At 68.9% G+C, this 20,757-nt stretch carries 24 protein-coding genes, 1 tRNA gene and 1 riboswitch; of the genes, 15 read left to right on the top strand and 10 right to left on the bottom strand.

Going from position 1 to position 20,757, the window contains the following annotated elements:
* The first annotated feature begins 333 nt into the window (after positions 1-333).
* Both ACIQ7M_RS08050 and ACIQ7M_RS08055 read left to right on the top strand, forming a co-directional pair.
* A complete protein-coding gene (locus ACIQ7M_RS08050) occupies positions 334-2,688 on the top strand; it encodes an immune inhibitor A domain-containing protein (RefSeq protein WP_403641176.1) in 2,355 nt (784 codons plus the stop codon).
* 131 nt (positions 2,689-2,819) lie between these two features.
* Positions 2,820-3,155, top strand: coding sequence for a hypothetical protein (locus ACIQ7M_RS08055; RefSeq protein WP_355760990.1), 336 nt, complete (start codon positions 2,820-2,822; stop codon positions 3,153-3,155).
* A 136-nt stretch (positions 3,156-3,291) separates the two neighbouring features.
* Here the strand turns inward: ACIQ7M_RS08055 and ACIQ7M_RS08060 are convergent, their stop codons facing one another.
* Positions 3,292-3,876, bottom strand: coding sequence for an isochorismatase family protein (locus ACIQ7M_RS08060; RefSeq protein ID WP_355760987.1), 585 nt, complete (start codon positions 3,874-3,876; stop codon positions 3,292-3,294).
* A 206-nt stretch (positions 3,877-4,082) separates the two neighbouring features.
* Complete coding sequence (locus ACIQ7M_RS08065) at positions 4,083-5,411, bottom strand: nicotinate phosphoribosyltransferase (RefSeq protein WP_403641181.1); 1,329 nt, start codon at positions 5,409-5,411, stop codon at positions 4,083-4,085.
* Positions 5,412-5,542: 131 nt separating this feature from the next.
* Between ACIQ7M_RS08065 and clpS the strand changes: the two genes are divergently transcribed.
* The 7 genes from clpS to ACIQ7M_RS08100 all read left to right on the top strand — a co-directional run bounded on the left by clpS (position 5,543) and on the right by ACIQ7M_RS08100 (position 10,388).
* Positions 5,543-5,860 (top strand): ATP-dependent Clp protease adapter ClpS, encoded by a 318-nt coding sequence (gene clpS / locus ACIQ7M_RS08070; RefSeq protein WP_355760981.1) that lies wholly within the window; start codon positions 5,543-5,545, stop codon positions 5,858-5,860.
* Positions 5,861-5,913: 53 nt separating this feature from the next.
* Positions 5,914-6,519, top strand: coding sequence for a DUF2017 domain-containing protein (locus tag ACIQ7M_RS08075; protein ID WP_355760978.1), 606 nt, complete (start codon positions 5,914-5,916; stop codon positions 6,517-6,519).
* 344 nt (positions 6,520-6,863) lie between these two features.
* A complete protein-coding gene (locus ACIQ7M_RS08080) occupies positions 6,864-8,315 on the top strand; it encodes an amino acid permease (protein ID WP_355760975.1) in 1,452 nt (483 codons plus the stop codon).
* Positions 8,316-8,425: 110 nt separating this feature from the next.
* Entirely contained in the window at positions 8,426-8,848 is a 423-nt protein-coding gene (locus ACIQ7M_RS08085) for a M67 family metallopeptidase (RefSeq protein ID WP_355760972.1), read from the top strand.
* A gap of 79 nt (positions 8,849-8,927) precedes the next feature.
* The gene (locus ACIQ7M_RS08090) at positions 8,928-9,029 is read left to right on the top strand and encodes a putative leader peptide (protein ID WP_339129578.1); all 102 of its coding nucleotides are present in this window, start codon (positions 8,928-8,930) and stop codon (positions 9,027-9,029) included.
* A 112-nt stretch (positions 9,030-9,141) separates the two neighbouring features.
* Complete coding sequence (locus ACIQ7M_RS08095; protein ID WP_037619201.1) at positions 9,142-9,420, top strand: MoaD/ThiS family protein; 279 nt, start codon at positions 9,142-9,144, stop codon at positions 9,418-9,420.
* A 17-nt stretch (positions 9,421-9,437) separates the two neighbouring features.
* A complete protein-coding gene (locus ACIQ7M_RS08100; protein WP_355760968.1) occupies positions 9,438-10,388 on the top strand; it encodes a cysteine synthase in 951 nt (316 codons plus the stop codon).
* Between the two features lie 151 nt (positions 10,389-10,539).
* Here ACIQ7M_RS08100 and ACIQ7M_RS08105 read toward each other — a convergent pair whose 3' ends face one another.
* Entirely contained in the window at positions 10,540-11,013 is a 474-nt protein-coding gene (locus ACIQ7M_RS08105) for a type II toxin-antitoxin system PemK/MazF family toxin (protein ID WP_355760965.1), read from the bottom strand.
* 254 nt (positions 11,014-11,267) lie between these two features.
* On the opposite strand from ACIQ7M_RS08105, the gene ACIQ7M_RS08110 reads away from it, so the two are divergent.
* Positions 11,268-12,020, top strand: a complete 753-nt coding sequence (locus tag ACIQ7M_RS08110; protein ID WP_389846313.1) for an MBL fold metallo-hydrolase — start codon at positions 11,268-11,270, stop codon at positions 12,018-12,020.
* Positions 12,021-12,090: 70 nt separating this feature from the next.
* Here ACIQ7M_RS08110 and ACIQ7M_RS08115 read toward each other — a convergent pair whose 3' ends face one another.
* The gene (locus ACIQ7M_RS08115) at positions 12,091-13,338 is read right to left on the bottom strand and encodes a PTS transporter subunit EIIC (protein ID WP_403641190.1); all 1,248 of its coding nucleotides are present in this window, start codon (positions 13,336-13,338) and stop codon (positions 12,091-12,093) included.
* A gap of 237 nt (positions 13,339-13,575) precedes the next feature.
* A complete protein-coding gene (locus ACIQ7M_RS08120; protein ID WP_355760956.1) occupies positions 13,576-14,862 on the bottom strand; it encodes a PTS transporter subunit EIIC in 1,287 nt (428 codons plus the stop codon).
* 172 nt (positions 14,863-15,034) lie between these two features.
* Between ACIQ7M_RS08120 and ACIQ7M_RS08125 the strand changes: the two genes are divergently transcribed.
* The 4 genes from ACIQ7M_RS08125 to rdgB all read left to right on the top strand — a co-directional run bounded on the left by ACIQ7M_RS08125 (position 15,035) and on the right by rdgB (position 17,538).
* Positions 15,035-15,268: a glucose PTS transporter subunit EIIB gene (locus tag ACIQ7M_RS08125; protein ID WP_069920430.1), complete on the top strand. Its 234-nt coding sequence runs from the start codon at positions 15,035-15,037 to the stop codon at positions 15,266-15,268.
* A gap of 138 nt (positions 15,269-15,406) precedes the next feature.
* Positions 15,407-16,153, top strand: a complete 747-nt coding sequence (gene rph / locus ACIQ7M_RS08130; RefSeq protein ID WP_103554520.1) for a ribonuclease PH — start codon at positions 15,407-15,409, stop codon at positions 16,151-16,153.
* 146 nt (positions 16,154-16,299) lie between these two features.
* Complete coding sequence (locus tag ACIQ7M_RS08135; RefSeq protein WP_355760953.1) at positions 16,300-16,698, top strand: hypothetical protein; 399 nt, start codon at positions 16,300-16,302, stop codon at positions 16,696-16,698.
* A gap of 237 nt (positions 16,699-16,935) precedes the next feature.
* Entirely contained in the window at positions 16,936-17,538 is a 603-nt protein-coding gene (rdgB, locus tag ACIQ7M_RS08140) for an RdgB/HAM1 family non-canonical purine NTP pyrophosphatase (RefSeq protein WP_403641195.1), read from the top strand.
* Positions 17,539-17,611: 73 nt separating this feature from the next.
* On the opposite strand, the gene ACIQ7M_RS08145 is transcribed toward rdgB, so the two are convergent.
* The 5 genes from ACIQ7M_RS08145 to ACIQ7M_RS08165 all read right to left on the bottom strand — a co-directional run bounded on the left by ACIQ7M_RS08145 (position 17,612) and on the right by ACIQ7M_RS08165 (position 20,118).
* Positions 17,612-17,696 (bottom strand) — tRNA-Leu (locus ACIQ7M_RS08145).
* A gap of 42 nt (positions 17,697-17,738) precedes the next feature.
* Positions 17,739-18,806: an HNH endonuclease gene (locus ACIQ7M_RS08150; RefSeq protein ID WP_403642189.1), complete on the bottom strand. Its 1,068-nt coding sequence runs from the start codon at positions 18,804-18,806 to the stop codon at positions 17,739-17,741.
* A gap of 99 nt (positions 18,807-18,905) precedes the next feature.
* Entirely contained in the window at positions 18,906-19,226 is a 321-nt protein-coding gene (locus ACIQ7M_RS08155; RefSeq protein WP_403641198.1) for a DMT family transporter, read from the bottom strand.
* A 34-nt stretch (positions 19,227-19,260) separates the two neighbouring features.
* Positions 19,261-19,330, bottom strand: a riboswitch (guanidine-III (ykkC-III) riboswitch).
* Positions 19,331-19,379: 49 nt separating this feature from the next.
* Positions 19,380-19,682 (bottom strand): co-chaperone GroES, encoded by a 303-nt coding sequence (locus tag ACIQ7M_RS08160; RefSeq protein WP_326790934.1) that lies wholly within the window; start codon positions 19,680-19,682, stop codon positions 19,380-19,382.
* Between the two features lie 97 nt (positions 19,683-19,779).
* Positions 19,780-20,118 (bottom strand): DUF3618 domain-containing protein, encoded by a 339-nt coding sequence (locus ACIQ7M_RS08165; protein ID WP_382790107.1) that lies wholly within the window; start codon positions 20,116-20,118, stop codon positions 19,780-19,782.
* Positions 20,119-20,247: 129 nt separating this feature from the next.
* Between ACIQ7M_RS08165 and bcp the strand changes: the two genes are divergently transcribed.
* Positions 20,248-20,715, top strand: coding sequence for a thioredoxin-dependent thiol peroxidase (gene bcp, locus ACIQ7M_RS08170; RefSeq protein WP_037619171.1), 468 nt, complete (start codon positions 20,248-20,250; stop codon positions 20,713-20,715).
* Positions 20,716-20,757: the final 42 nt, after the last annotated feature.

A 20,757-nucleotide genomic window follows, 5' to 3' on the forward strand; every position in this document is an offset into this window, starting at 1 on the left:
CCGGCTTCCGACGTCCGCCAATCGACTCTATTCGCCTGCATGCCCGAGTGGAACGTCCGGTAAGCGTGACCTTACCCACGGTGCCGGTGCACAGGGGGCGCACGGATTCATCACGTCCTTCAAGTGGGTCGGAAAGCGCGCCCGTTGGTGGGGTTCGGGGCCGTCCGGATACCGAACGGAGGCTCCGCATAATGCACTTGCCAGGTTCAAGTCAAGATCTGTTTTTTCTTTCGTAACTCCGGTCAAATGTCGTCACTTGAATCGCGTAGACGCGTGCGGACCTCCATGACCCGGAACCCCCTCCGCGCGAACGTGCGCGGGGGAGGACATCAAGTGACCAACAGACCATGGACGTTCAGAGCGGCCGCGGTGGGCGTAGCCTTCGCGGCGGCCACCGCCACGTTCTCTACGTACGCCGTGGCGCAGGCCGACTCGGCCGGCGCGTCACCCGTCGTGAACCGCCACGACCCGCAGCCGGTCAAGAACACGGTCGACCACGACCTCGACGGCCCGCTGAGCAAGACCCAGGACGCCCAGCGCCAGGAGGCGCTGAACCAGGTCATAGCCGGCGACGCCAAGGTGCAGAAGCGCAACGGCTCGCAGGTCGTCCAGCTCAAGAGCAAGAAGGGCGACAGCAAGTACGTCGAGCTCGGTCGCGAGAAGACCGACAAGATCTTCACGATCCTGGTGGAGTTCGGCGACAAGACGGACCCCAAGTTCGGCGGCACCGCCGGACCCGGGCACAACCAGATAGCCGCGCCGGACCGTGCGAAGGACAACAGCACGGCCTGGCAGGCGGACTACAACCAGAAGCACTTCCAGGACCTCTACTTCGGCACCGGCAAGAACGTCGAGTCGATGAAGAAGTTCTACGAGACGCAGTCCTCGGGCCGCTACTCGGTGGACGGCGAGGTCGCCAACTGGGTCAAGGTCCCGTACAACGAGGCCCGTTACGGCAACAACGCCTGTGGCAGCACGAACTGCCCGAGCGTGTGGAACGTCGTCAGTGACGGCGTCACCGCCTGGGTCGCCCAGCAGAAGGCGGCGGGCAAGACCGACGCGGCCATCAAGGCGGACCTGGCGCAGTTCGACCAGTGGGACCGCTACGACTACGACGGCGACGGCAACTTCAACGAGCCCGACGGCTACATCGACCACTTCCAGATCGTGCACGCCGGTGAGGACGAGTCCGCGGGTGGCGGCGTCCAGGGCAAGGACGCGATCTGGGCCCACCGTTGGTACGCCTTCGGCACCGACGCGGGCGCCACGGGTCCCGCGGACAACAGGCTTGGCGGCGCGCAGATCGGCGACACCGGCATCTGGGTCGGCGACTACACCATCCAGCCGGAGAACGGCGGACTCGGCGTCTTCGCCCACGAGTACGGCCATGACCTCGGTCTGCCGGACCACTACGACACCGCCGGCGGCGACAACTCCACCGGTTTCTGGACCCTGATGTCCTCGGGTTCGTGGCTCGGCACCGGCAAGAAGTCCATCGGTGACCTGCCCGGCGACTTCAACGCCTGGGACAAGCTCCAGCTCGGCTGGCTGAACTACGACACCGCCAAGGCCGGCAAGCAGTCCACGCACAAGCTGGGCGTCGCCGAGTACAACACCTTCGACAAGCAGGCGCTCGTCGTCTCCCTGCCGGAGAAGGCGGTCACGACCACGGTCGTCAACCCGGCGCAGGGCTCGTCCCAGTGGTGGAGCGGCAGCGGTGACAACCTGAAGAACACGCTGACCCGGTACGTGGACCTCACGGGCAAGTCGTCGGCGAAGCTGACCCTCGACGGCTGGTACGACATCGAGGCGAACTACGACTACCTCTACACCGAGGTCTCGACCGACGGCGGCGCCAACTGGACCGCCCTGGACGGCACGGTGGACGGCGCCGCCATCCCGCGGGACGGCAGCGACAAGCCCGCCCTCACCGGCACGGTCGACGCGTACAAGAAGCTCGTGTTCCCGCTCGACGCCTACGCGGGCAAGAAGATCGACCTGCGCTTCCGCTACCAGAGCGACGGCGGCGTGGCGCTCAAGGGTTTCGCGGCCGACGAGATCAGCGTCACCGCCGACGGCACCGCGCTCTTCTCGGACAACGCCGAGACGGCCGACGCCGCTTGGACCGCCGCCGGCTTCTCCCGCATCGGCGCCTCGTTCACCAAGAACTACGCGCAGTACTACCTCGCGGAGAACCGTCAGTACGTGTCGTACGACAAGACCCTCAAGGTCGGCCCGTACAACTTCGGCTTCTCGACGACCCGTCCGGACTGGGTGGAGCACTACGCCTACCAGACCGGCCTGTTGATCTGGAAGTGGGACACCTCGCAGGCGGACAACAACACCAGCGAGCACCCCGGTGTCGGCCTCGCGCTTCCGGTCGACTCGCACCCGAAGGCGCTGTGGTGGGACAACGGCACGCTGATGCGCAACCGCATCCAGGCCTACGACTCGCCGTTCAGCCTGAACCGCACAAGCGGTATCACGCTGCACAGCGCGGACGTCGCCACGAAGATTCCGTCGTCGAAGGGGGTGTCGGTCTTCAACGACCACACCAGCGACTACTACGACAACCGGAACCCGACCGGCGGTGTCAGGGTCACTGACACCAACACCAAGATCGAGATCGTCAAGCAGGCCAAGGATGGCTCGACGATCTCCCTCAAGGTCGGCCCCGCGGTGAAGTAACAGCGTTTTCGCAGGTCAAAAGCGTATCGGCGGCAACCCCTGGCGGGTTGCCGCCGATCGTGTTTAGGTGCCTCCTGTGCCTGGCTTATTGACACCGACATCTGAACCGACTCGCACGGGGGTGTGACCGCATGGCCGCAGGAGGCTTCTGCAGACTGCCGAACGGCAGCGTCGTGGTGGCGCTGAACCTGCCCAGCCCGGCGGGTCCGGCGGGCGGCTGCGTGCGCTTCCTGGTCGTCGCGCCGAACCGCGCCCGCGCCCTGACCAGGCTGCGCAACCTGGGACTGCGGGCCGTCTACCTCCGGGGCAACGGATCACCGCCGACCCCCGACGAGATCACCGCCGTCCTGCACCACCCCGACGGGCTCATATGGCGCACGGCCCCCGAGAGCGGTTGCACGGAGCTCACCCAGGAGCTGTGGCACCCGGTCAGAACCCTGCTCAGACGCCCGGCACCCCAGCCGTGACCTGCGCGGACGCGGGCCGAGGCGGCGAGGGACACACCACGTCGCCGCCCGGTACGCCCGCGTGAGGGGTCCGACCCCGTGACCACGGTCGGCCGGGTCCTGGACCAGGCGGCCCCACGTCAGGGGCGGCCGGGCTCTAGACCACCGGCTTGCCCGTGAGCTCGATCCCGGCGGAGCGCATCTCCTCCAGCGCCCGCTGCGTCGTCTCCTCCGCCACGCCGGCCGTCAGGTCCAGCAGGACGGTCGTACGGAAGCCCTGCCGCGCCGCGTCCAGCGCGGTCGCCTTCACGCAGTGGTCGGTCGCGATGCCGACCACGTCCACCTCGCCGATCCCGCGGGCGCGCAGCCAGTCGCCCAGCGGCAGACCGTTCTCGTCCGCGCCCTCGAAGCCGCTGTACGCCGCCGCGTAGGCGCCCTTGTCGAAGACCGCGTCGATCGCGCCGGAGGCGACGGCCGGGGCGAAGTTGGGGTGGAAGCCGACCCCCTCGGTGCCGGCCACGCAGTGCGCGGGCCAGGAGTGCACGTAGTCGGGGTTGTCGGCGAAGTGGCCCCCGGGGGCGATGTGCAGATCGCGGGTGGCGACCACGTGCCGGTAGCCGGCCGGGGCCTGCCCGATCAGCTCCGTGACGGCGGCGGCCACGTCGGCGCCCCCGGCCACGGCGAGGCTGCCTCCCTCGCAGAAGTCGTTCTGCACGTCTACGACGATCAAGGCGCGGCGCATGGGCTGTGTCCTTCGGCTATGGGGGCGGCAGACAAGGGTGCGGGCCCGGCCGTTGAACTTCCGAGCCTAGAGAATTCCGGGGCGGTGCGGGAGGGGGCATTCGGCTTTCGCGGCCCGCGCGGGCACGCTGCCGTTGCATTCCCGCTCACCGAGGGTTCATGCGCGGTACCACCCCGGTAACGCCCGCACCACCCGTCACTGGCGTATCAGACGTATTCGGTGGGGATCACCGGCTCGCCGCGCGAGAGCTGGGTCGCCGACAGCGGCAGCCGGGCGCGGGCCGCCGCGTGCCGGTCGCGTACGACGTCGAGCGGCTCGCGGGACAGGACCTGTCCGCCCTTGACCAACTGGACCAGGAGCTGCCGGTCGGCCAGCTCGGCGGGCACCGGCCCGACGCCGATCACCTCGGCTTCGGCGACCCCCTGCTCGTCCACGCGGCGTGCGGCCCACTTGCGGCCGCCGATGGACGTCTTGCCGCCCGTGGACCTCTTGGCCACCGGCTCCAGCGGGGCCTTCGGGTCGGCCGACTCGGCGCGGGCGACCAGTTTGTAGACCATCGAGCACGTCGGATGGCCGGATCCCGTCACGAGCTGGGTGCCGACGCCGTACGCGTCCACGGGCGCCGCCGCGAGCGAGGCGATGGCGTACTCGTCGAGGTCGGAGGTCACGACGATCTTCGTCTCCGTCGCGCCCAGCTCGTCGAGCTGGCGGCGCACCCGGTGGGCGACGAGCAGCAGGTCACCGGAGTCGATGCGCACCGCGCCGAGTCCGGTCCCGGCGACCTCGACGGCCGTGCGGACGGCCTCGGCGACGTCGTACGTGTCCACGAGCAGCGTGGTGCCGCGGCCCAGCGAGTCCACCTGGGCCCGGAAGGCGTCCCGCTCGTGGTCGTGCAGCAGGGTGAAGGCGTGCGCGGACGTGCCCACGGTCGGGATGCCGTAGCGGAAACCGGCGGCCAGGTCGGAGGTGCTGGTGAACCCGCCGACGTACGCGGCGCGCGAGGCGGCCACCGCGGCCAGCTCGTGGGTGCGCCGGGCGCCCATCTCGATCAGCGGGCGGGTTCCGGCTGCGGAGGACATGCGGGAGGCGGCCGCCGCGATGGCGGAGTCGTGGTTGAGGATCGAGAGGATCACCGTCTCCAGGAGCACGCACTCGGCGAAGCTGCCCTCGACCCGCAGGAGGGGCGAGCCCGGGAAGTACGCCTCGCCCTCGGGGTAGCCCCAGATGTCCCCGCCGAAGCGGTACGAGGCCAGCCACCGCAGCGTCGGCTCGTCCACGATCCCGCGCTCGCGCAGAAAGCCGATGACGTCCGGGTCGAACCGGAAGTTCTCGACGGCGTCCAGGACGCGCCCGGTGCCCGCGAGGACCCCGTAGCGCCGCCCTTCGGGCAGCCGGCGGGTGAAGACCTCGAAGACCGAGCGCCGCTCGGCGGTTCCGGCCGCGAGCGCGGCCTGCAGCATCGTCAGCTCGTACTGGTCAGTGAAGAGCGCCGTAGAAGGAACATCCACCGGCAGCCCAAGGTCCGCTGTGTTCATGGCAGGGATCGTACCCCCATTTCGTCAGTTTGACGATTTCTCTCGGACCGGCGATTCCCGGAGCGCCCGAGCCCCTGTTCCGCGCCCCCTTCCGGGGCCCGTTTATGCGGGTGCCCCCCTCGGGTGGGAGCATGGGCGGTGTGACGGCTCCCGCACCTCTAGAGATCGAGAAGACCGAGTCGGCGGAGGAGGTTTTCGCCGTACCCGAGCCGGACGTCCCCTGGGTCACGATCGTCCACAACGACCCGGTCAATCTGATGAGCTACGTGACGTATGTCTTCCAGACGTACTTCGGCTACTCCAAGGACAAGGCCACCAAGCTGATGATGGACGTCCACCACAAGGGCCGGGCCGTCGTCTCCAGCGGCACGCGCGAGGAGATGGAACGCGACGTGCAGGCCATGCACGGCTACGGTCTGTGGGCCACCCTTCAGCAGGACCGGAAGTAGCCGGCCCCCTGTCAACCGACCGCCCGCAGGACCGGAAGTAGCGAACTCACTCCATGCCCGGACACTTCGAACCGCTCCCCGGCGGCGGCGCGGCCGTCGCGCTCGACGAGGTCGAGATCTCCATCATCCGCTCCCTCGCCGTCCAGCTCCTGGAGCTCATCGGTCCCGGCCCCGCGGAGGACGACTCCGCCGACCCGCTCGCCGAGCTGTTCGCCGAGGGCCCCAGTGAGCCGCCGAGCGACCCGGTGCTCCTGCGCCTGTTCCCCGACGCCTACAGCGGCCCCGGCGTCGAGGCCGGGACGCCCGAGCAGGCCGAGGAGCAGCGCGCCCACTCCGCCGAGTTCCGCCGCTTCACCGAGAACGACCTGCGCGCGGGCAAGCGCGAGAACGCCCTCGCGGTGATCCGCTCGCTGGACGCGCTGACACCCGGCGGCGACGGGGGAGCGGTCCTGGAGCTGAGCGCCGCGCAGTCCGGGCAGTGGCTGCGCGCCCTCAACGACCTGCGCCTCGCCATCGGTTCACGGCTCGACGTCGTCGACGAGGAGGACACCGACCTCCTCTACCGCCTCCCCGACGAGGACCCGCGCAAGCCGATGGTGATGGCGTACCTCTGGCTGGGTGGCCTCCAGGAGACCCTGGTCGCCACCCTTATGCCCTGATCCGTCCCGAATACTCCACCAGGCACGCCTTCCTGAGTGTTCGCTCAGGGGACGCTCAAATCCGGATAACGATCACGTCACCGTAACCGCGCCCTTTGGGGCGCGGTTCGACATTTTGTCCGGTTCTTCCTGTGGTCTGCGCAACACGAGCCGCAACCGATCAACGCCGCCCCCGTGATAGATCTTCACGACCGCCCGGCAGGACACCACCCATGTCCCGCCGGGTGCGCCACCGAGCCGGCGGACCGCCGGCCAGGCACAAGCTCCACCTGTCCGGGGGGATCGGAAGCCGATTCGAAGCCGAGGGAATGGCTCGTTCCGGTTTGGAGAAAGGCGCACCAGACATGACCTCATCGCAGGTCGACAAGAGTCACGACGGCAGTGAGGCCGTGGGCGGCGACGCCCCCGAAGAGGGGTACGAGCGCGGGCTCGGCAGCCGTCAGGTCCAGATGATCGCGATCGGCGGCGCCATCGGCGTCGGCCTCTTCCTGGGAGCCGGGGCGAACATCGCCAAGGCCGGACCCAGCCTGATCATGATGTACGCCCTCGCGGGCGTGATCATCTTCTTCATCATGCGGGCGCTCGGCGAGCTCCTGCTCTACCGCCCGGTCTCGGGCTCCTTCGCCGAGTACTCCCGCGAGTTCCTCGGCCCGTTCTTCGGCTACTTCACCGGCTGGACGTACTGGCTGATGTGGGTGGTCACCGGCATGGCCGAGCTCACGGCCGCCGCGATCTACGTCCACTACTGGTTCCCTGCGGTCCCCCAATGGGTGACCGCGCTGGTCTTCCTGGTCGTGCTGTTCGTGGCGAACCTGATCTCCGTGAAGCTCTTCGGCGAGATCGAGTTCTGGTTCTCGATGGTCAAGGTCACCGCCCTGCTCGGCATGATCGTCATCGGTGTCGGCGTCCTGACCTTCGGCTTCAGCTCCGCCGGTGACACCGCCACGGTCAGCAACCTCTGGCAGTTCGACGGCTTCTTCCCCAACGGCATCGGCTCGTCGCTCATGACCCTCCAGGGCGTCATGTTCGCCTACCTCGCCGTCGAGCTCGTCGGCGTCACCGCGGGCGAGTCCGAGGACCCCGAGAAGACCCTCCCGAAGGCCATCAACACCCTTCCGTGGCGCATCGCCCTCTTCTACGTCGGAGCCCTCACGGTCATCCTCTGCGTCGTGAAGTGGACGGAGTTCGCGCCGAACGTGAGCCCCTTCGTCGCGGCCTTCGCGAAGATCGGCATCCCGGCCGGCGCCGGCATCGTCAACTTCGTGGTCCTCACCGCCGCCCTGTCCTCCTGCAACTCCGGCATGTACTCCACGGGCCGCATGCTGCGGAACCTGGCCGAGAGCGGCGAGGCCCCGAAGGTCTTCAGCAGGCTGTCCTCCACCAAGACGCCCGCGTTCGGCGTCACGGTCTCCGTGCTCTTCATGGGTATCGGCGTGATCCTCAACTACGTCGCCCCCGGGAAGGCCTTCGGCTACGTCACCTCGGTGGCCACCGCGGCCGGCATCTGGACCTGGCTGATGATCCTCGTCAGCCACATCCTCTACCGCCGCGCGGTCGACGCCGGCCGGCTCCCGGCCTCGTCCTTCCCCGCCCCCGGCGGCGCGAAGTGCAGCTATGTCGCCGTCGTGTTCCTCCTCTTCGTCACCGGCCTCATCGCCTACGACTCCGAGTCCCGCATCTGCCTGTACGTGATGGCCGTCTGGGCCGCCGCCCTGGCCATCGGCTGGGCGGTCCTCAAGGCACGCAACCCCCAGGTCACCGAACGCCGCGAGCCGGAGTTCGAGAAGGTCGGCTGACCGCCACCACGGACGCCCGGCCCACCGGCCACCGCTCAGGACGTCCGGCATACGGGCCGTCCCGTACCACGCCTCGGTACGGGACGGCCCTTCTGTCTATCCTGACCAGCATGCTGACCATCACCGAGGCCCTGTTCGACCAGATCGTCGCCCACGCGCGCCAGGACCACCCCGACGAGGCGTGCGGCGTCGTCGCGGGCCCCGCCGGCACCGACCGCCCCGAGCGCTTCATCCCCATGCTCAACGCGGCCCGCTCGCCCACGTTCTACGAGTTCGACTCCGGCGATCTGCTCAAGCTCTACCGCGAGATGGACGACCGCGACGAGGAGCCCGTCGTCATCTACCACTCGCACACCGCGACCGAGGCCTACCCCTCCCGCACCGACCTCGCCTACGCCAACGAGCCCGGCGCGCACTACGTCCTGGTCTCCACGGCGGACACCGACGACGCCGGCCCCTTCCAGTTCCGCTCCTACCGGATCGTGGACGGCGAGGTCACGGAGGAGGAGGTCAAGGTCGTGGAGAGCTACTGATCTCACCCATCGACCAAAAAGCGTCCGGAATGCGAGATCACACCCCGGAGCCCGTACCGGGAATCGATACGATGAGCTCATGGTTCTGAACGACGTGAGCGACAAGACGCCGGGCATGCTGCTCGTGGCGCGCCTGCACGTCGACCTCTGCAGGCTGCAGAGCGCCATCTGTACGCACTGACCTGCCGCCGTACGGCCGGAGAGCCGCGGCTCCGCAACCGGCGTACCCCTTGCCCCGCCCGCGCTGCCGCGCGTCGTCCGACCTGACTTCCTTCCGACAGGAGCCCGCAACCATGGCCATCGAGGTCCGCATCCCCACCATCCTCCGCACCTACACGAACGGCGAGAAGGCCGTCGAGGGCGGCGGGGCGACGCTCGCCGAGCTGTTCACCGACCTCGACACCCGTCACGCGGGCATCCGGGCCCGGATCGTGGACGGCGGCGAGCTGCGCCGCTTCGTCAACGTCTACCTCAACGACGAGGACGTCCGCTTCCTCGACGGCATCAACACCAAGCTCACCGACGGCGACAACGTCACCATCCTGCCGGCCGTCGCCGGCGGCATGGCCTGATCGGACCCTGGTCACCGATGCGCTACGACTCCCCGCTTGCCGCGGTGGGCAACACCCCTCTGGTGCGCCTGCCGCGGCTGTCGCCGTCCGCGGACGTCCGTATCTGGGCGAAGCTGGAGGACCGCAACCCGACCGGTTCCGTCAAGGACCGGCCGGCCCTCCACATGATCGAGCAGGCGGAGAAGGACGGCCGCCTGACGCCGGGCTGCACGATCCTGGAGCCGACCAGCGGCAACACCGGCATCTCCCTGGCCATGGCGGCGAAGCTCAAGGGCTACCGCATGGTCTGCGTCATGCCCGAGAACACCTCCCAGGAACGCCGTGACCTGCTCGGCATGTGGGGCGCCGAGATCATCCCCAGCCCGGCCGCCGGCGGTTCCAACACCGCCGTGCGCCTCGCCAAGGAACTCTCCGCCCAGCACCCGGACTGGGTGATGCTCTACCAGTACGGCAACCCCGACAACGCCGGCGCCCACTACGCCACGACGGGTCCGGAGATCCTCGCCGACCTCCCGTCCATCACCCACTTCGTGGCGGGCCTCGGCACCACCGGCACCCTCATGGGCGTCGGCCGCTTCCTGCGCGAACACAAGCCGGACGTCAAGATCGTCGCCGCGGAGCCGCGCTACGACGACCTGGTCTACGGCCTCAGGAACCTCGACGAGGGCTTCGTACCCGAGCTGTACGACGCCTCCGTCCTCACCACCCGCTTCTCCGTGGGCTCGGCCGACGCGGTCACCCGCACCCGGGAACTCCTCCAGCAGGAGGGCATCTTCGCGGGCGTCTCCACCGGAGCCGCGCTGCACGCCGCGATCGGCGTCGGCAACAAGGCCGTCAAGGCCGGAGAGCCGGCCGACATCGCCTTCGTGGTCGCCGACGGCGGCTGGAAGTACCTGTCGACGGGCGTCTACACGGCGGCGACGACCGAAGAGGCCATCGCGACACTGCAGGGCCAGCTCTGGGCGTAGCCACGTACCGGATTCACCGAGGGGCGCGCGAACCGGTCGACGGTTCCCGCGCCCCTCGTCGTGTCCGCGAGGCCGCTTGTCGTCTCCGCGAGGCCGCTCGTCGTGTCCGCGAGGCCGCCGGAGCGCCTGGGCGCGCCTGATCCGCAGTGCCTCAGCGCGCCAGATAGCGGACCTGGTCCCACAGGACCGGATCCACCACACCCACCCGGCGCCGGAAATCTCCCACCGGCACCTCCCGCAACTCGTCCGTCTCCAGGAAACTCGGCCGCCCCTGGGCGTCCCCCACGGCCCCGGGCGGCAGCGGGATCACCCCGGGCCGCTCGTCGTGGTACTTGCTGGTGATCTTCGCGACGGTCACCCGCTTGCCGCGCACCACCAGCACCAGGCACGGCCGGTCCTTGGCCCCCGGCCCGTCCTCGTAGGGAACGTTCGCCCACCAGATCTCCGCCGCCCGCGGCAACGGCCCGCCGCGGGCCGTCGCGCCCCGGCGAGGCCCCCGGGCCCGGCCCGGCGGACGCCTCCGACCGGCCGGCCGGCGCCCGCGGCGCCCCCAGCCGTCCACCAGCGTCGCGACCAGCGCGAGCAGAACCACCGCCGCCAACGCGAGCCACCAGGACGTGTCCACAGCAACGAAGGTACCGGCGCCCTCGTGCCGCCGCCCGCCCTGCGCGAACCCCGGGCGTCCGGAGAGGTGCCGTCCGAACTGATCCAAACGCCACCCCTCAGGTCCATCCGAACCGGTGACAGCACAGGTGAGTTCGCCCACAACGGCCCCTGGCGGAGGAGCGACCAACCCTTTTGCGCCTTACGCTCGACGGACCGCACGACCCCCGTCCTCCCCCTTTCCAGTAGCCACCCGCCAGCGGAGGTTTCTGCTTTATGAAGCTCACCGTCGTCGGCTGCTCGGGGTCGTTCCCGTCCGCGGAATCGGCCTGCTCGAGCTACCTCGTAGAGGCCGACGGCTTCCGGCTGCTTCTCGACATGGGCAACGGTGCCCTCGGCGAGCTGCAGCGCCACTGCGGTCTCTACGACCTCGACGCGATCTTCCTGAGCCATCTGCACGCCGACCACTGCATCGACATGTGCGCCTACTTCGTCGCGCGCTACTACCGGCACGACGGCGGCCGCTGCGCCCCGCTCCCGGTCTACGGCCCCGAAGGCACCGAGCACCGGCTCACCACGGCCTACGCCGACACCCCCTCCGCCTCGTCCATGAGCGAGGTCTTCGACTTCCACACGGTCAAGCCGTCCACGTTCGAGGTCGGCCCCTTCACCGTGCACACCGAACGGGTGGCGCACCCGGTGGAGGCGTACGGCATCCGGGTGGAGCACGGCGGACGTTCGTTGACGTACTCCGGTGACACCGGGGTGACCGGCGCCCTGGACGAACTCGCCCGCGACACGGACCTGTTCCTGTGCGAGGCCGCGTTCACCCACGGCAAGGAGAACATCCCCGGCCTCCACCTCAACGGCCTGGAGGCCGGCGAGACCGCCGCCCGCGCGGGCGCCCGCCGCCTCGTCCTCACCCACATCCCCCCGTGGACGGACGCCGCCACCAACCTGACGGACGCCCGCTCGGCGTACCAGGGCCCGGTGGACCTGGCGGTACCGGGAGCGATGTACGAGATCTGACGCCCCGGCGTGCACGAAGGCCCCCGGAACCAGACGGTTCCGGGGGCCTTCGGCCGTAGGGGAGGGCGGCTCACGCCTTCGTGAGGTCCTCGATCTCCTCCTCGGGCTCACGGCCCGGGGTGGGGAGGTTGAACTTGGTGATCGCGAAGCGGAAGACCACGTAGTAGATCCCGGCGAACACCAGGCCGATCGGGATGATCAGCCAGGGCTTGGTGGCCAGGTTCCAGTTGAGCGCGTAGTCGATGAAGCCCGCGGAGAAGGTGAAGCCCGCGTGGACACCGAGCGCCCAGGTGACCGCCAGGGACAGGGCGGTGAGCACCGCGTGGATCGCGTACAGGAGCGGGGCGATGAACATGAACGAGAACTCGATCGGCTCGGTCACACCCGTCACGAACGAGGTCAGCGCCAGCGAGATCATCATGCCCATCACGGCCTTGCGGCGCTCGGGGCGGGCGGAGTGCGCGATGGCGATCGCGGCGGCCGGCAGACCGAACATCATGATCGGGAAGAAGCCCGACATGAACATTCCGGCGGACGGGTCACCGGCGAAGAACCGGTTGAGGTCACCGTGGACGACCACGCCCGCGGAGTCCTTGAAGTCGCCGATCTGGAACCAGGACACGGCGTTCACGAACTGGTGCATGCCGACCGGGATGAGCGCGCGGTTGATGAGACCGAACAGACCGGCGCCGACCGTGCCGAGACCGGTGATCCACTCGCCGAAGTTGGAGATGCCGTCACCGATCGGCTCCCACACCAGACCGAAGAAGACGCCCATGGCGGTGCCGACGAACGCCATGATGATCGGCACCAGACGGCGGCCGTTGAAGAAGCCGAGCCAGTCCACGAGCTGCTTGCGGTGGTAGCGCTGCCACAGCACGGCGGACAGCAGACCCATGATGATGCCGCCGAGGACACCGGGGTTGTTGTAGGTCGCCGCTATGTCGGCGCCCTTCTGGATCTTCGCCTCGGTGACCGGGAAGGCCTCGAGCACCTTGCTGTAGACCAGGAAGCCGACCAGGGCGGCGAGCGCCGTGGAGCCGTCCGCCTTCTTGGCGAAGCCGATCGCCACACCGATGCAGAACAGCATCGCCAGGTTGTCGAAGATCGCGTGCCCGGCGGTGGCGAACACCAGCGTGACCTTGTCGGGCAGGTGCAGCTTCTGCGCGATGTCCGGTACTCCCAGGCGCAGCAGGATGCCCGCCGCCGGAAGCACGGCGATCGGCAGCTGCAGGCTGCGGCCGACCTTCTGCAGGCCCTGGAACAGGCCGGATCCCCGCTTCTTCGCGGGTGCCGCCGAGACGGTGGCGGTGCTCATAGTTCCTCCATGCGCTGGGCGCTGCCGGGGGACGGGAAGGTACGACAGAGGTCGGCAGCGACCATGTGGTCTACACCACCAGTGGTGTAGACCTGTTTCTAGCACGGTGAAGGCCGGATAAGGAAGGTCCGAATTTTGTGGCCTCGGCCATAACAGGAATAATCGGTTCCGAACATGCCGAAGGCCCCCGGACCGGCAGGTCAGGAGGCCTTCGTCGTGAGCAGGGGGTGCGGGGGGCTACGCCTTCGTGGTGTCCTCGACGTCCTCCTCCGGCTCCCGCCCCGGAGTCTTCAGATCGAACTTCGTGATCGCGAACCGGAAGATCGCGTAATAGACCGCGGCGAAACACAGCCCGATCGGGATGATCAGCCACGGCTTCGTCGCCAGGTTCCAGTTGATGACGTAGTCGATCAGACCCGCCGAGAAACTGAAGCCGTCGTGCACGCCGAGCCCCCAGCTCACCGCCATCGACACACCCGTCAGCACCGCGTGCACCGCGTACAGCAGCGGCGCGATGAACAGGAACGAGTACTCGATCGGCTCGGTGATGCCCGTGACGAACGACGTCAGTGCCACCGAGAGCATCAGGCCGCCGATCTCCTTGCGCCGATGCGGCTTCGCGGTGTGCGTCATCGCGAGGGCCGCGGCCGGCAGCGCGAACATCATGATCGGGAAGAAGCCCGTGAGGAACTGCCCCGCGTTCGGGTCGCCCGCCAGGAACATGTTGATGTCGCCGTGCACGACCTGACCGTCGGGCTTGGTGTAACTCCCGAACTGGAACCAGATGGGCACGTTCAGGAACTGGTGCAGACCGATCACCAGCAGCGCCCGGTTCGCCAGACCGAACACACCCGAACCCCACGCCCCCAGACCCACCAGCCAGTCGCTGAAGTTCTCCAGCGCGGTACCGATCGGCGGCCACACCCACAGGCACAGCGAGGCGAACGCGATCGACACGAACGCCATGATGATCGGCACCAGACGCCGCCCGTTGAAGAAGCCGAGCCAGTCCACCAGCTTCGTACGGTGATAACGCTGCCAGAAGTACGCCGACAGCAGCCCGATGACGATGCCGCCGAACACCCCGGGATTCTGGTAGGTGAACTCGACGACCGAGTTGTCCTCCAACTGGCAGCCCAGCGCGATCTTGACGCTCCCGCCCGGACAGGTCTTCGGGAACGCCCGCAGCACGTTGTAGTAGACGAGGAAGCCCACGACCGCCGCCAGCGCCGTCGAACCGTCCGCCTTCTTCGCCATCCCGATCGCCACGCCGACACAGAACAGCATCGGCAGCCCGAGGTTGCCGTCCAGCAGCGCCCCGCCCGCCGCGCCGATCACCTTGGACAGGTTGTCCCAGCCGAGCCCGTCCGCGCCGAACACATCCGGCTGACCGAGCCGGTTGAGAATGCCCGCGGCCGGCAGCACGGCGATCGGCAACTGCAGACTGCGGCCCATCTTCTGCAGTCCCTGGAAGGCCTTGTGCCAACGGGCGCGCGCCGGCGATACGTCACTTACGGCACTCATGGGCGTCCTCCGGGCGGGCCGGTTTGGCGACTGCCCGCCCACTGGTGTAGACCAGTTGCGGCGGGTCGCTCTGTCGTGATCGCCATCCTTCGGCACGTACGACATGGCCGCTCGCGAAGTTGGGCCAACTGTGGGTTACTGCGACAAAGCGGTTCGGATCAGGGAGTAGGACATGGCCACCAAGGCTGAGAAGATCGTCGCCGGGCTCGGCGGCATCGACAACATCGAAGAGGTCGAAGGCTGCATCACCCGCCTGCGCACCGAGGTCCACGACGCCTCACTCGTCGACGAGGCCGCCCTGAAGGCCGCAGGCGCCCACGGCGTCGTCAAGATGGGCACCGCCATCCAGGTCGTCATCGGAACCGACGCCGACCCCATCGCCGGCGAGATCGAAGACATGATGTGACCACCGGGACCCACTGAAGCCACCCGGCCCCCCACACGCGCCGCACACCGCTTCAGGAGCCGCACCGGCTCACCCATGAGGGGCTGAATCCGCCACCGGCGGACAGCCCCTCATGCCTGTGCGGATAGGCTCGACACCATGTCTCGAATCGACGGCCGCACCCCCGAACAGCTTCGCCCCATCACCATCCAGCGTGGCTGGAGCAAGCATGCCGAGGGCTCCGTCCTCGTCTCCTTCGGCGACACCAAGGTCTTCTGCACGGCCTCCGTCACCGAAGGCGTCCCGCGCTGGCGCAAGGGCAGCGGCGAGGGCTGGGTCACCGCCGAATACTCCATGCTCCCCCGCGCCACCAACACCCGCGGCGACCGCGAGTCCGTCCGCGGCAAGATCGGCGGCCGCACCCACGAGATCAGCCGCCTCATCGGCCGCTCCCTGCGCGCCGTCATCGACTACAAGGCGCTCGGCGAGAACACCATCGTCCTCGACTGCGACGTCCTCCAGGCCGACGGCGGCACCCGCACCGCGGCCATCACCGGCGCCTACGTCGCCCTCGCCGACGCCGTCACCTGGGCCCAGGGCAAGAAGCTCGTCAAGCCCGGCCGCAAGCCCCTCACCGGCACGGTCTCCGCGGTCTCCGTCGGCATCGTCGGCGGCGTCCCCCTCCTCGACCTCCGCTACGAGGAGGACGTCAAGGCCGACACCGACATGAACGTCGTGTGCACCGGGGACGGCCGCTTCGTCGAGGTCCAGGGCACCGCCGAGGCCGAGCCCTTCGACCGCAAGGAACTCAACGCCCTGCTCGACCTCGCCGTCGCGGGCTGCGACGAACTCGCCGCCATCCAGCGCGCGGTACTCGAAGAGGCCTCACAGGCAACCGCGGGTTAACCCTTAGCGTTCTTATGGGTACGGGCGTACGGTCCTGCCGTGCGCCCGCCGGCCCCCTCGGGCGGATCGGGCCGACCGCGCAGCGGGCCGGTGCGATGCGGTCGGTGTGGCCGCACCACACCACGCCCACGGGGAGGGACCGTTCCATGGCCGCGCGCCACCACCATCGTCGTCGTACCGCCGCACTCGCCGCCGTCGCCGCACTCGTCGTCCTGCCGGCGGTCGTCGGCTGCGACGCCGTCAGCAAGGCGCTCGACTGTGTGCAGACCGCCGACTCGATAGCCGACAGCGTCACCGACCTCCAGCAGGCCGTCGAGAACGCGGCGAACGACCCGTCGCAGACCGACGCGTCCCTCAACGCCATCGAGAACAACCTCGACAAGATCGGCGACCAGACGGACAACGCCGACGTCAACAAGGCGGTCGACGAGCTGAACAAGGCCGTCGCGAACGTCCGCACAGCCGTCAAGAACGGCGACGCGACCCCCGACATCAGCCCCGTCACGGCCGCGGCGGGCGAACTGACGAAGGTGTGCACGCCGTAGGCCCGGAGTCGGGCCGCGGAGCTGTCGAGACCGGAGCCGGAGTCGGGCCGCGGGCCATCGAGAACCCGGACTCGGGGCGGGTCGCTGGGCCATCGAGAACCCGGGACCCGGGCGGGCCGCAGGCCATCGAAACCCGGGACCCGGGACCGGGCTGCGGGCCACTTGAACCGGACTCCGGGGCGGGCTGCGGGGTCGTCAGGAACCAAGCCCCGGGCGGACTCGGCGATACTGGCGGGCATGACCCGCCTGATCCTCGCCACCCGCAACGCCGGAAAGCTCACTGAGTTGAAGGCGATCCTCGCCGACGCAGGGCTCACCCATGACCTCGTCGGCGCGGACGCCTACCCCGACATCCCCGACGTCAAGGAAACCGGCGTCACCTTCGCCGAGAACGCCCTGCTGAAGGCCCACGCGCTGGCCCGGGCGACCGGACTGCCCGCCGTCGCCGACGACTCGGGCCTGTGCGTCGACGTCCTGAACGGCGCCCCCGGCATCTTCTCCGCCCGCTGGGCCGGCCGCCACGGCGACGACCGGGCCAACCTGGACCTGCTCCTCGCCCAGCTCTCCGACATCGACGCCCCGCACCGGGCCGCCCACTTCGCCTGCGCGGCGGCGCTCGCCCTGCCGGACGGCACGGAACGCGTGGTCGAGGGCCAGTTGCCCGGCACCCTCCGCCACACCCCGGCCGGCACGAACGGCTTCGGCTACGACCCGATCCTCCAGCCCGAGGGCGACACCCGAACCTGCGCGGAACTGACCCCGACGGAGAAGAACGCGATCAGCCACCGAGGCAAGGCGTTCCGGGCACTGGTACCGGTGGTGCGGGAGCTGTTGGGCTGAGCCCGGCCTGTCGAGCGCCGCAGACACGAAGGCCCGGTCCGGTTGCCCGGACCGGGCCTTCGCCCTCCAACTGTGCGGTCGGTGGGACTCGAACCCACACGGGATTGCTCCCACGGGCACCTAAAACCCGCGCGTATAGCCCATTCCGCCACGACCGCGTCAAAACGGACATATCATCCGTCCGTGCCGCTACGTGCCGATCAGTCTACGGGTGACTCCGCGTCCTCTGAGGGTCGCCCGTCTTTCCGGCGGCACCATGTCGACGTCAGCGCATGACAGTTCGGGCAGAGGTATCGCAGATTTTCGACTCGGTTGTCCAGCCAGTCGCCGTTGACGTGGTCGATCTGAAGCGTGATCGGTTGTCCCAGCCAGGTGCCGGGATTGCCGCAGGAGGCGCAGGTGTCCGGAACGCCCAGTTCCTGGAGTGCTGAATGCAGCCGTGCTCGGTTGGGGCGGGCGGATCCTGTCGGCAGGACGACCAGCACCCGTTGCGCGGTTGGGGGCGTCGGGCGCCCCGGACGCCCCCAGGTCCGGCGCTTGAAGTGGCCTGTGTCGAGACCGAGGCGGGAGGCCGCGCGTCGGACACGCCGGTGATTGGTGTCGTTGAGGTCCATACCGAGGCCGCGCATCACGTCGGCATAGCTGGTGGAGCCTTGCACGAGAGCACGCAACGTGTCTTCGGAGATCGATGTGCGCCGGTGAGAGAAGTGCCCGACGTCGACGTGATGGGTCGCCAGCATGCGACTCAGTGCCACGCGCGAGCGGCTGTCGTCCGGAACGCCCAGCGCGCGTGCCACGCCACGCACGCTCGTCGAAGCCGCAGCGGCTGTCCGCAGTTCCTCCGAGGTGAACGGCAGTTCCGACTCGGGCCGGTCCATCCCCGGAAAGTGGCTGACGTCGATTCCCGCCGCGCTGATGCGGCGGCGGATGTGCGAGAGCGTTCCCGTGGCAGGGACGGCGCCCAGTTTCAGCGCCACTTCGCGCAGCGAGGACGACGAGGCGGCAGCCTCCGCGATGGCGGCATCCGGGTATTTGCGCCACGGGCTGCGCTTGACGAAGTGATGTGTGTCGAGTCCGTGGTTCGCCACCTTCTCCTGGAGCACGCGGCGTTGGCCGCCACTCGGCCTGAGGCCGAGTCGTCGCATCAGATCGGTCCAGTTGCGCGCCTGGGTGACGGCCGGTGCGAGGCGTTCCCTGCGGTACGGGTCCGAGTCCGGCACGGCCTGGCTTGAGGCGGCCGGTGCCACCGATTCAGTTGCGTCCTGCATGCGCACAGGCCCCCTCCGTTCCGATCGGATGTTCGCGACCTCGCACGGACTAACGAACCGTTTATCGGACGGTTACGCCTTGTGAGGAGGTGGTCGGGATCAGTGGCCCGATGTGGCCTTCAGGCCCACCACCGATGCCAGGAGCAGGCAGATGAAGAAGATGCGGGCCGCTGTCGCGGGTTCGCCCAGGAGGGTCATTCCCAGGATCGCGGCGCCGGCCGCGCCGATGCCGACCCAGACGCCGTACGCCGTACCGATGGGCAGCGACTTGGCCGCCTGTGACAGCAGGACCATGCTCGCGATGATGCCCGCGGCCGTCAGGAGGCTGGGGACCGGGCGTGTGAAGCCGTCCGTGTACTTCATCCCGATCGACCAGCCGACTTCGAGCATTCCGGCGACGATCAGCAGGATCCAGGCCATGACGGGTACCTCCGGGAGACGACGGCCGGGCAGGGCTGCGTCGTCTTTGCTGAGCCCGGTACGGCGCGTCTCGTCGGGGTCCCTCCACCGTAGCAAGGAATGGCGGAAGGGGCCGGTGACCATGGTCACCGGCCCCTTCGGGGTACGTAGGCCCTACAAGTAGAGGCCGGTCGAGTCCTCGGACCCTTCGAAGCGGTCGGCGGCCACGGCGTGCAGATCCCGCTCGCGCATCAGCACGTACGCGGTCCCGCGCACCTCGACCTCGGCCCGGTCCTCGGGGTCGTACAGGACCCGGTCCCCGGGCTCCACCGTGCGGACGTTCTGTCCGACCGCGACGACGTCGGCCCAGGCGAGACGCCGGCCGACGGCCGCCGTCGCGGGGATCAGGATGCCGCCGCCGGAGCGCCGCTCGCCCTCGGCGGCGTCCTGCCGTACCAGCACGCGGTCGTGCAGCATCCGGATGGGCAGCTTGTCGTCATGGGTGCTGTGCGTTTCACGGTTGGCGCTCACGCCCTGAACCTACCTGTCCCGGCCGGTTTCGTACGCGGGCGGGTCAGCCCTTGCGCCGCCGCGTCCCCATCACGAGCAGCCCGACGAGCCCCACCGCGACGAGGGCCACCGGCACGATGCGCTCCAGCCGGGGCGCGCCGTCCTCCGAGACGAACTGGCCCTTCACATCGCCCACGACGCGGTTGACGCCGACGTAGGCGCGCCCGAGGGTGTGGTCGATGTTGGAGGCGACCTTCGCCTTGGCGTCTCCGACGATGGTCTTGGGGTGCACCCGTACGCCGATCTCGTCGAGCGTGTCGGCGAGGGTTGTGCGGCGGTGCTTGATGTCCGCCTCGATCTGCGCCGGAGTCCTGGTATCCGGCGTTCTCGACGTATCCGACACCGCGCTGCCTCCGTGGTCGTGTAGTGACTCCCTGATTCGGACAGTCTGTCAGTTCGTACCGGACCGCACCCCTCGGCACCCCCCATTACGCTCGTTCCGTATCCATTCCACCGGCCACGTGAGGTTCCGATGAGCGAGCGACTGCAGCCCGGCGACACCGCCCCCGCCTTCACCCTGCCCGACGCCGACGGCAACGAGGTCTCCCTCGCCGACCACAAGGGCCGCAAGGTCATCGTCTACTTCTACCCGGCCGCGCTCACTCCCGGCTGCACGAAGCAGGCCTGCGATTTCACGGACAACCTGGACCTGCTGGCGGGTGCCGGTTACGACGTGATCGGTGTCTCCCCGGACAAGCCCGAGAAGCTGGCGAAGTTCCGTGAGAAGGAGTCGCTGAAGGTCACCCTGGTCGGGGACCCCGACAAGACGGTCCTGGAGGCGTACGGGGCCTTCGGCGAGAAGAAGCTGTACGGCAAGACGGTCGTCGGTGTCATCCGCTCCACGGTCGTCGTGGACGAGGAGGGCAAGGTCGAGCGGGCGCTGTACAACGTGAAGGCGACCGGGCACGTGGCGAAGATCATCAAGGATCTGGGGATCTGACCCGCCGCTTCCGACCGCTGCCGCCGAACAGTGGGCTCTGAC

It is taken from the genome of Streptomyces sp. NPDC096324 (assembly GCF_044763015.1).
In the GTDB taxonomy this organism is placed as follows: domain Bacteria; phylum Actinomycetota; class Actinomycetes; order Streptomycetales; family Streptomycetaceae; genus Streptomyces.

Excerpts from the sequence above, each read along its gene's own strand:
- ACIQ7M_RS08065 (WP_403641181.1), bottom strand. The coding sequence starts at position 5,411 with ATGAACACAGCGGACCTTGGGCTGCCGGTGGATGTTCCTTCTACGGCG.
- ACIQ7M_RS08155 (WP_403641198.1), bottom strand. The coding sequence starts at position 19,226 with ATGGCCTGGATCCTGCTGATCGTCGCCGGAATGCTCGAAGTCGGCTGG.
- ACIQ7M_RS08120 (WP_355760956.1), bottom strand. The coding sequence starts at position 14,862 with ATGAGTGCCGTAAGTGACGTATCGCCGGCGCGCGCCCGTTGGCACAAG.
- ACIQ7M_RS08075 (WP_355760978.1), top strand. The coding sequence starts at position 5,914 with ATGCCCGGACACTTCGAACCGCTCCCCGGCGGCGGCGCGGCCGTCGCG.
- clpS (WP_355760981.1), top strand. The coding sequence starts at position 5,543 with ATGGGCGGTGTGACGGCTCCCGCACCTCTAGAGATCGAGAAGACCGAG.
- bcp (WP_037619171.1), top strand. The coding sequence starts at position 20,248 with ATGAGCGAGCGACTGCAGCCCGGCGACACCGCCCCCGCCTTCACCCTG.
- ACIQ7M_RS08060 (WP_355760987.1), bottom strand. The coding sequence starts at position 3,876 with ATGCGCCGCGCCTTGATCGTCGTAGACGTGCAGAACGACTTCTGCGAG.
- ACIQ7M_RS08085 (WP_355760972.1), top strand. The coding sequence starts at position 8,426 with ATGCTGACCATCACCGAGGCCCTGTTCGACCAGATCGTCGCCCACGCG.
- ACIQ7M_RS08090 (WP_339129578.1), top strand. The coding sequence starts at position 8,928 with ATGGTTCTGAACGACGTGAGCGACAAGACGCCGGGCATGCTGCTCGTG.
- ACIQ7M_RS08115 (WP_403641190.1), bottom strand. The coding sequence starts at position 13,338 with ATGAGCACCGCCACCGTCTCGGCGGCACCCGCGAAGAAGCGGGGATCC.
- rph (WP_103554520.1), top strand. The coding sequence starts at position 15,407 with ATGTCTCGAATCGACGGCCGCACCCCCGAACAGCTTCGCCCCATCACC.
- ACIQ7M_RS08150 (WP_403642189.1), bottom strand. The coding sequence starts at position 18,806 with ATGCAGGACGCAACTGAATCGGTGGCACCGGCCGCCTCAAGCCAGGCC.
- ACIQ7M_RS08110 (WP_389846313.1), top strand. The coding sequence starts at position 11,268 with ATGAAGCTCACCGTCGTCGGCTGCTCGGGGTCGTTCCCGTCCGCGGAA.
- ACIQ7M_RS08135 (WP_355760953.1), top strand. The coding sequence starts at position 16,300 with ATGGCCGCGCGCCACCACCATCGTCGTCGTACCGCCGCACTCGCCGCC.
- ACIQ7M_RS08055 (WP_355760990.1), top strand. The coding sequence starts at position 2,820 with ATGGCCGCAGGAGGCTTCTGCAGACTGCCGAACGGCAGCGTCGTGGTG.
- rdgB (WP_403641195.1), top strand. The coding sequence starts at position 16,936 with ATGACCCGCCTGATCCTCGCCACCCGCAACGCCGGAAAGCTCACTGAG.
- ACIQ7M_RS08125 (WP_069920430.1), top strand. The coding sequence starts at position 15,035 with ATGGCCACCAAGGCTGAGAAGATCGTCGCCGGGCTCGGCGGCATCGAC.
- ACIQ7M_RS08080 (WP_355760975.1), top strand. The coding sequence starts at position 6,864 with ATGACCTCATCGCAGGTCGACAAGAGTCACGACGGCAGTGAGGCCGTG.
- ACIQ7M_RS08095 (WP_037619201.1), top strand. The coding sequence starts at position 9,142 with ATGGCCATCGAGGTCCGCATCCCCACCATCCTCCGCACCTACACGAAC.
- ACIQ7M_RS08160 (WP_326790934.1), bottom strand. The coding sequence starts at position 19,682 with ATGCTGCACGACCGCGTGCTGGTACGGCAGGACGCCGCCGAGGGCGAG.
- ACIQ7M_RS08100 (WP_355760968.1), top strand. The coding sequence starts at position 9,438 with ATGCGCTACGACTCCCCGCTTGCCGCGGTGGGCAACACCCCTCTGGTG.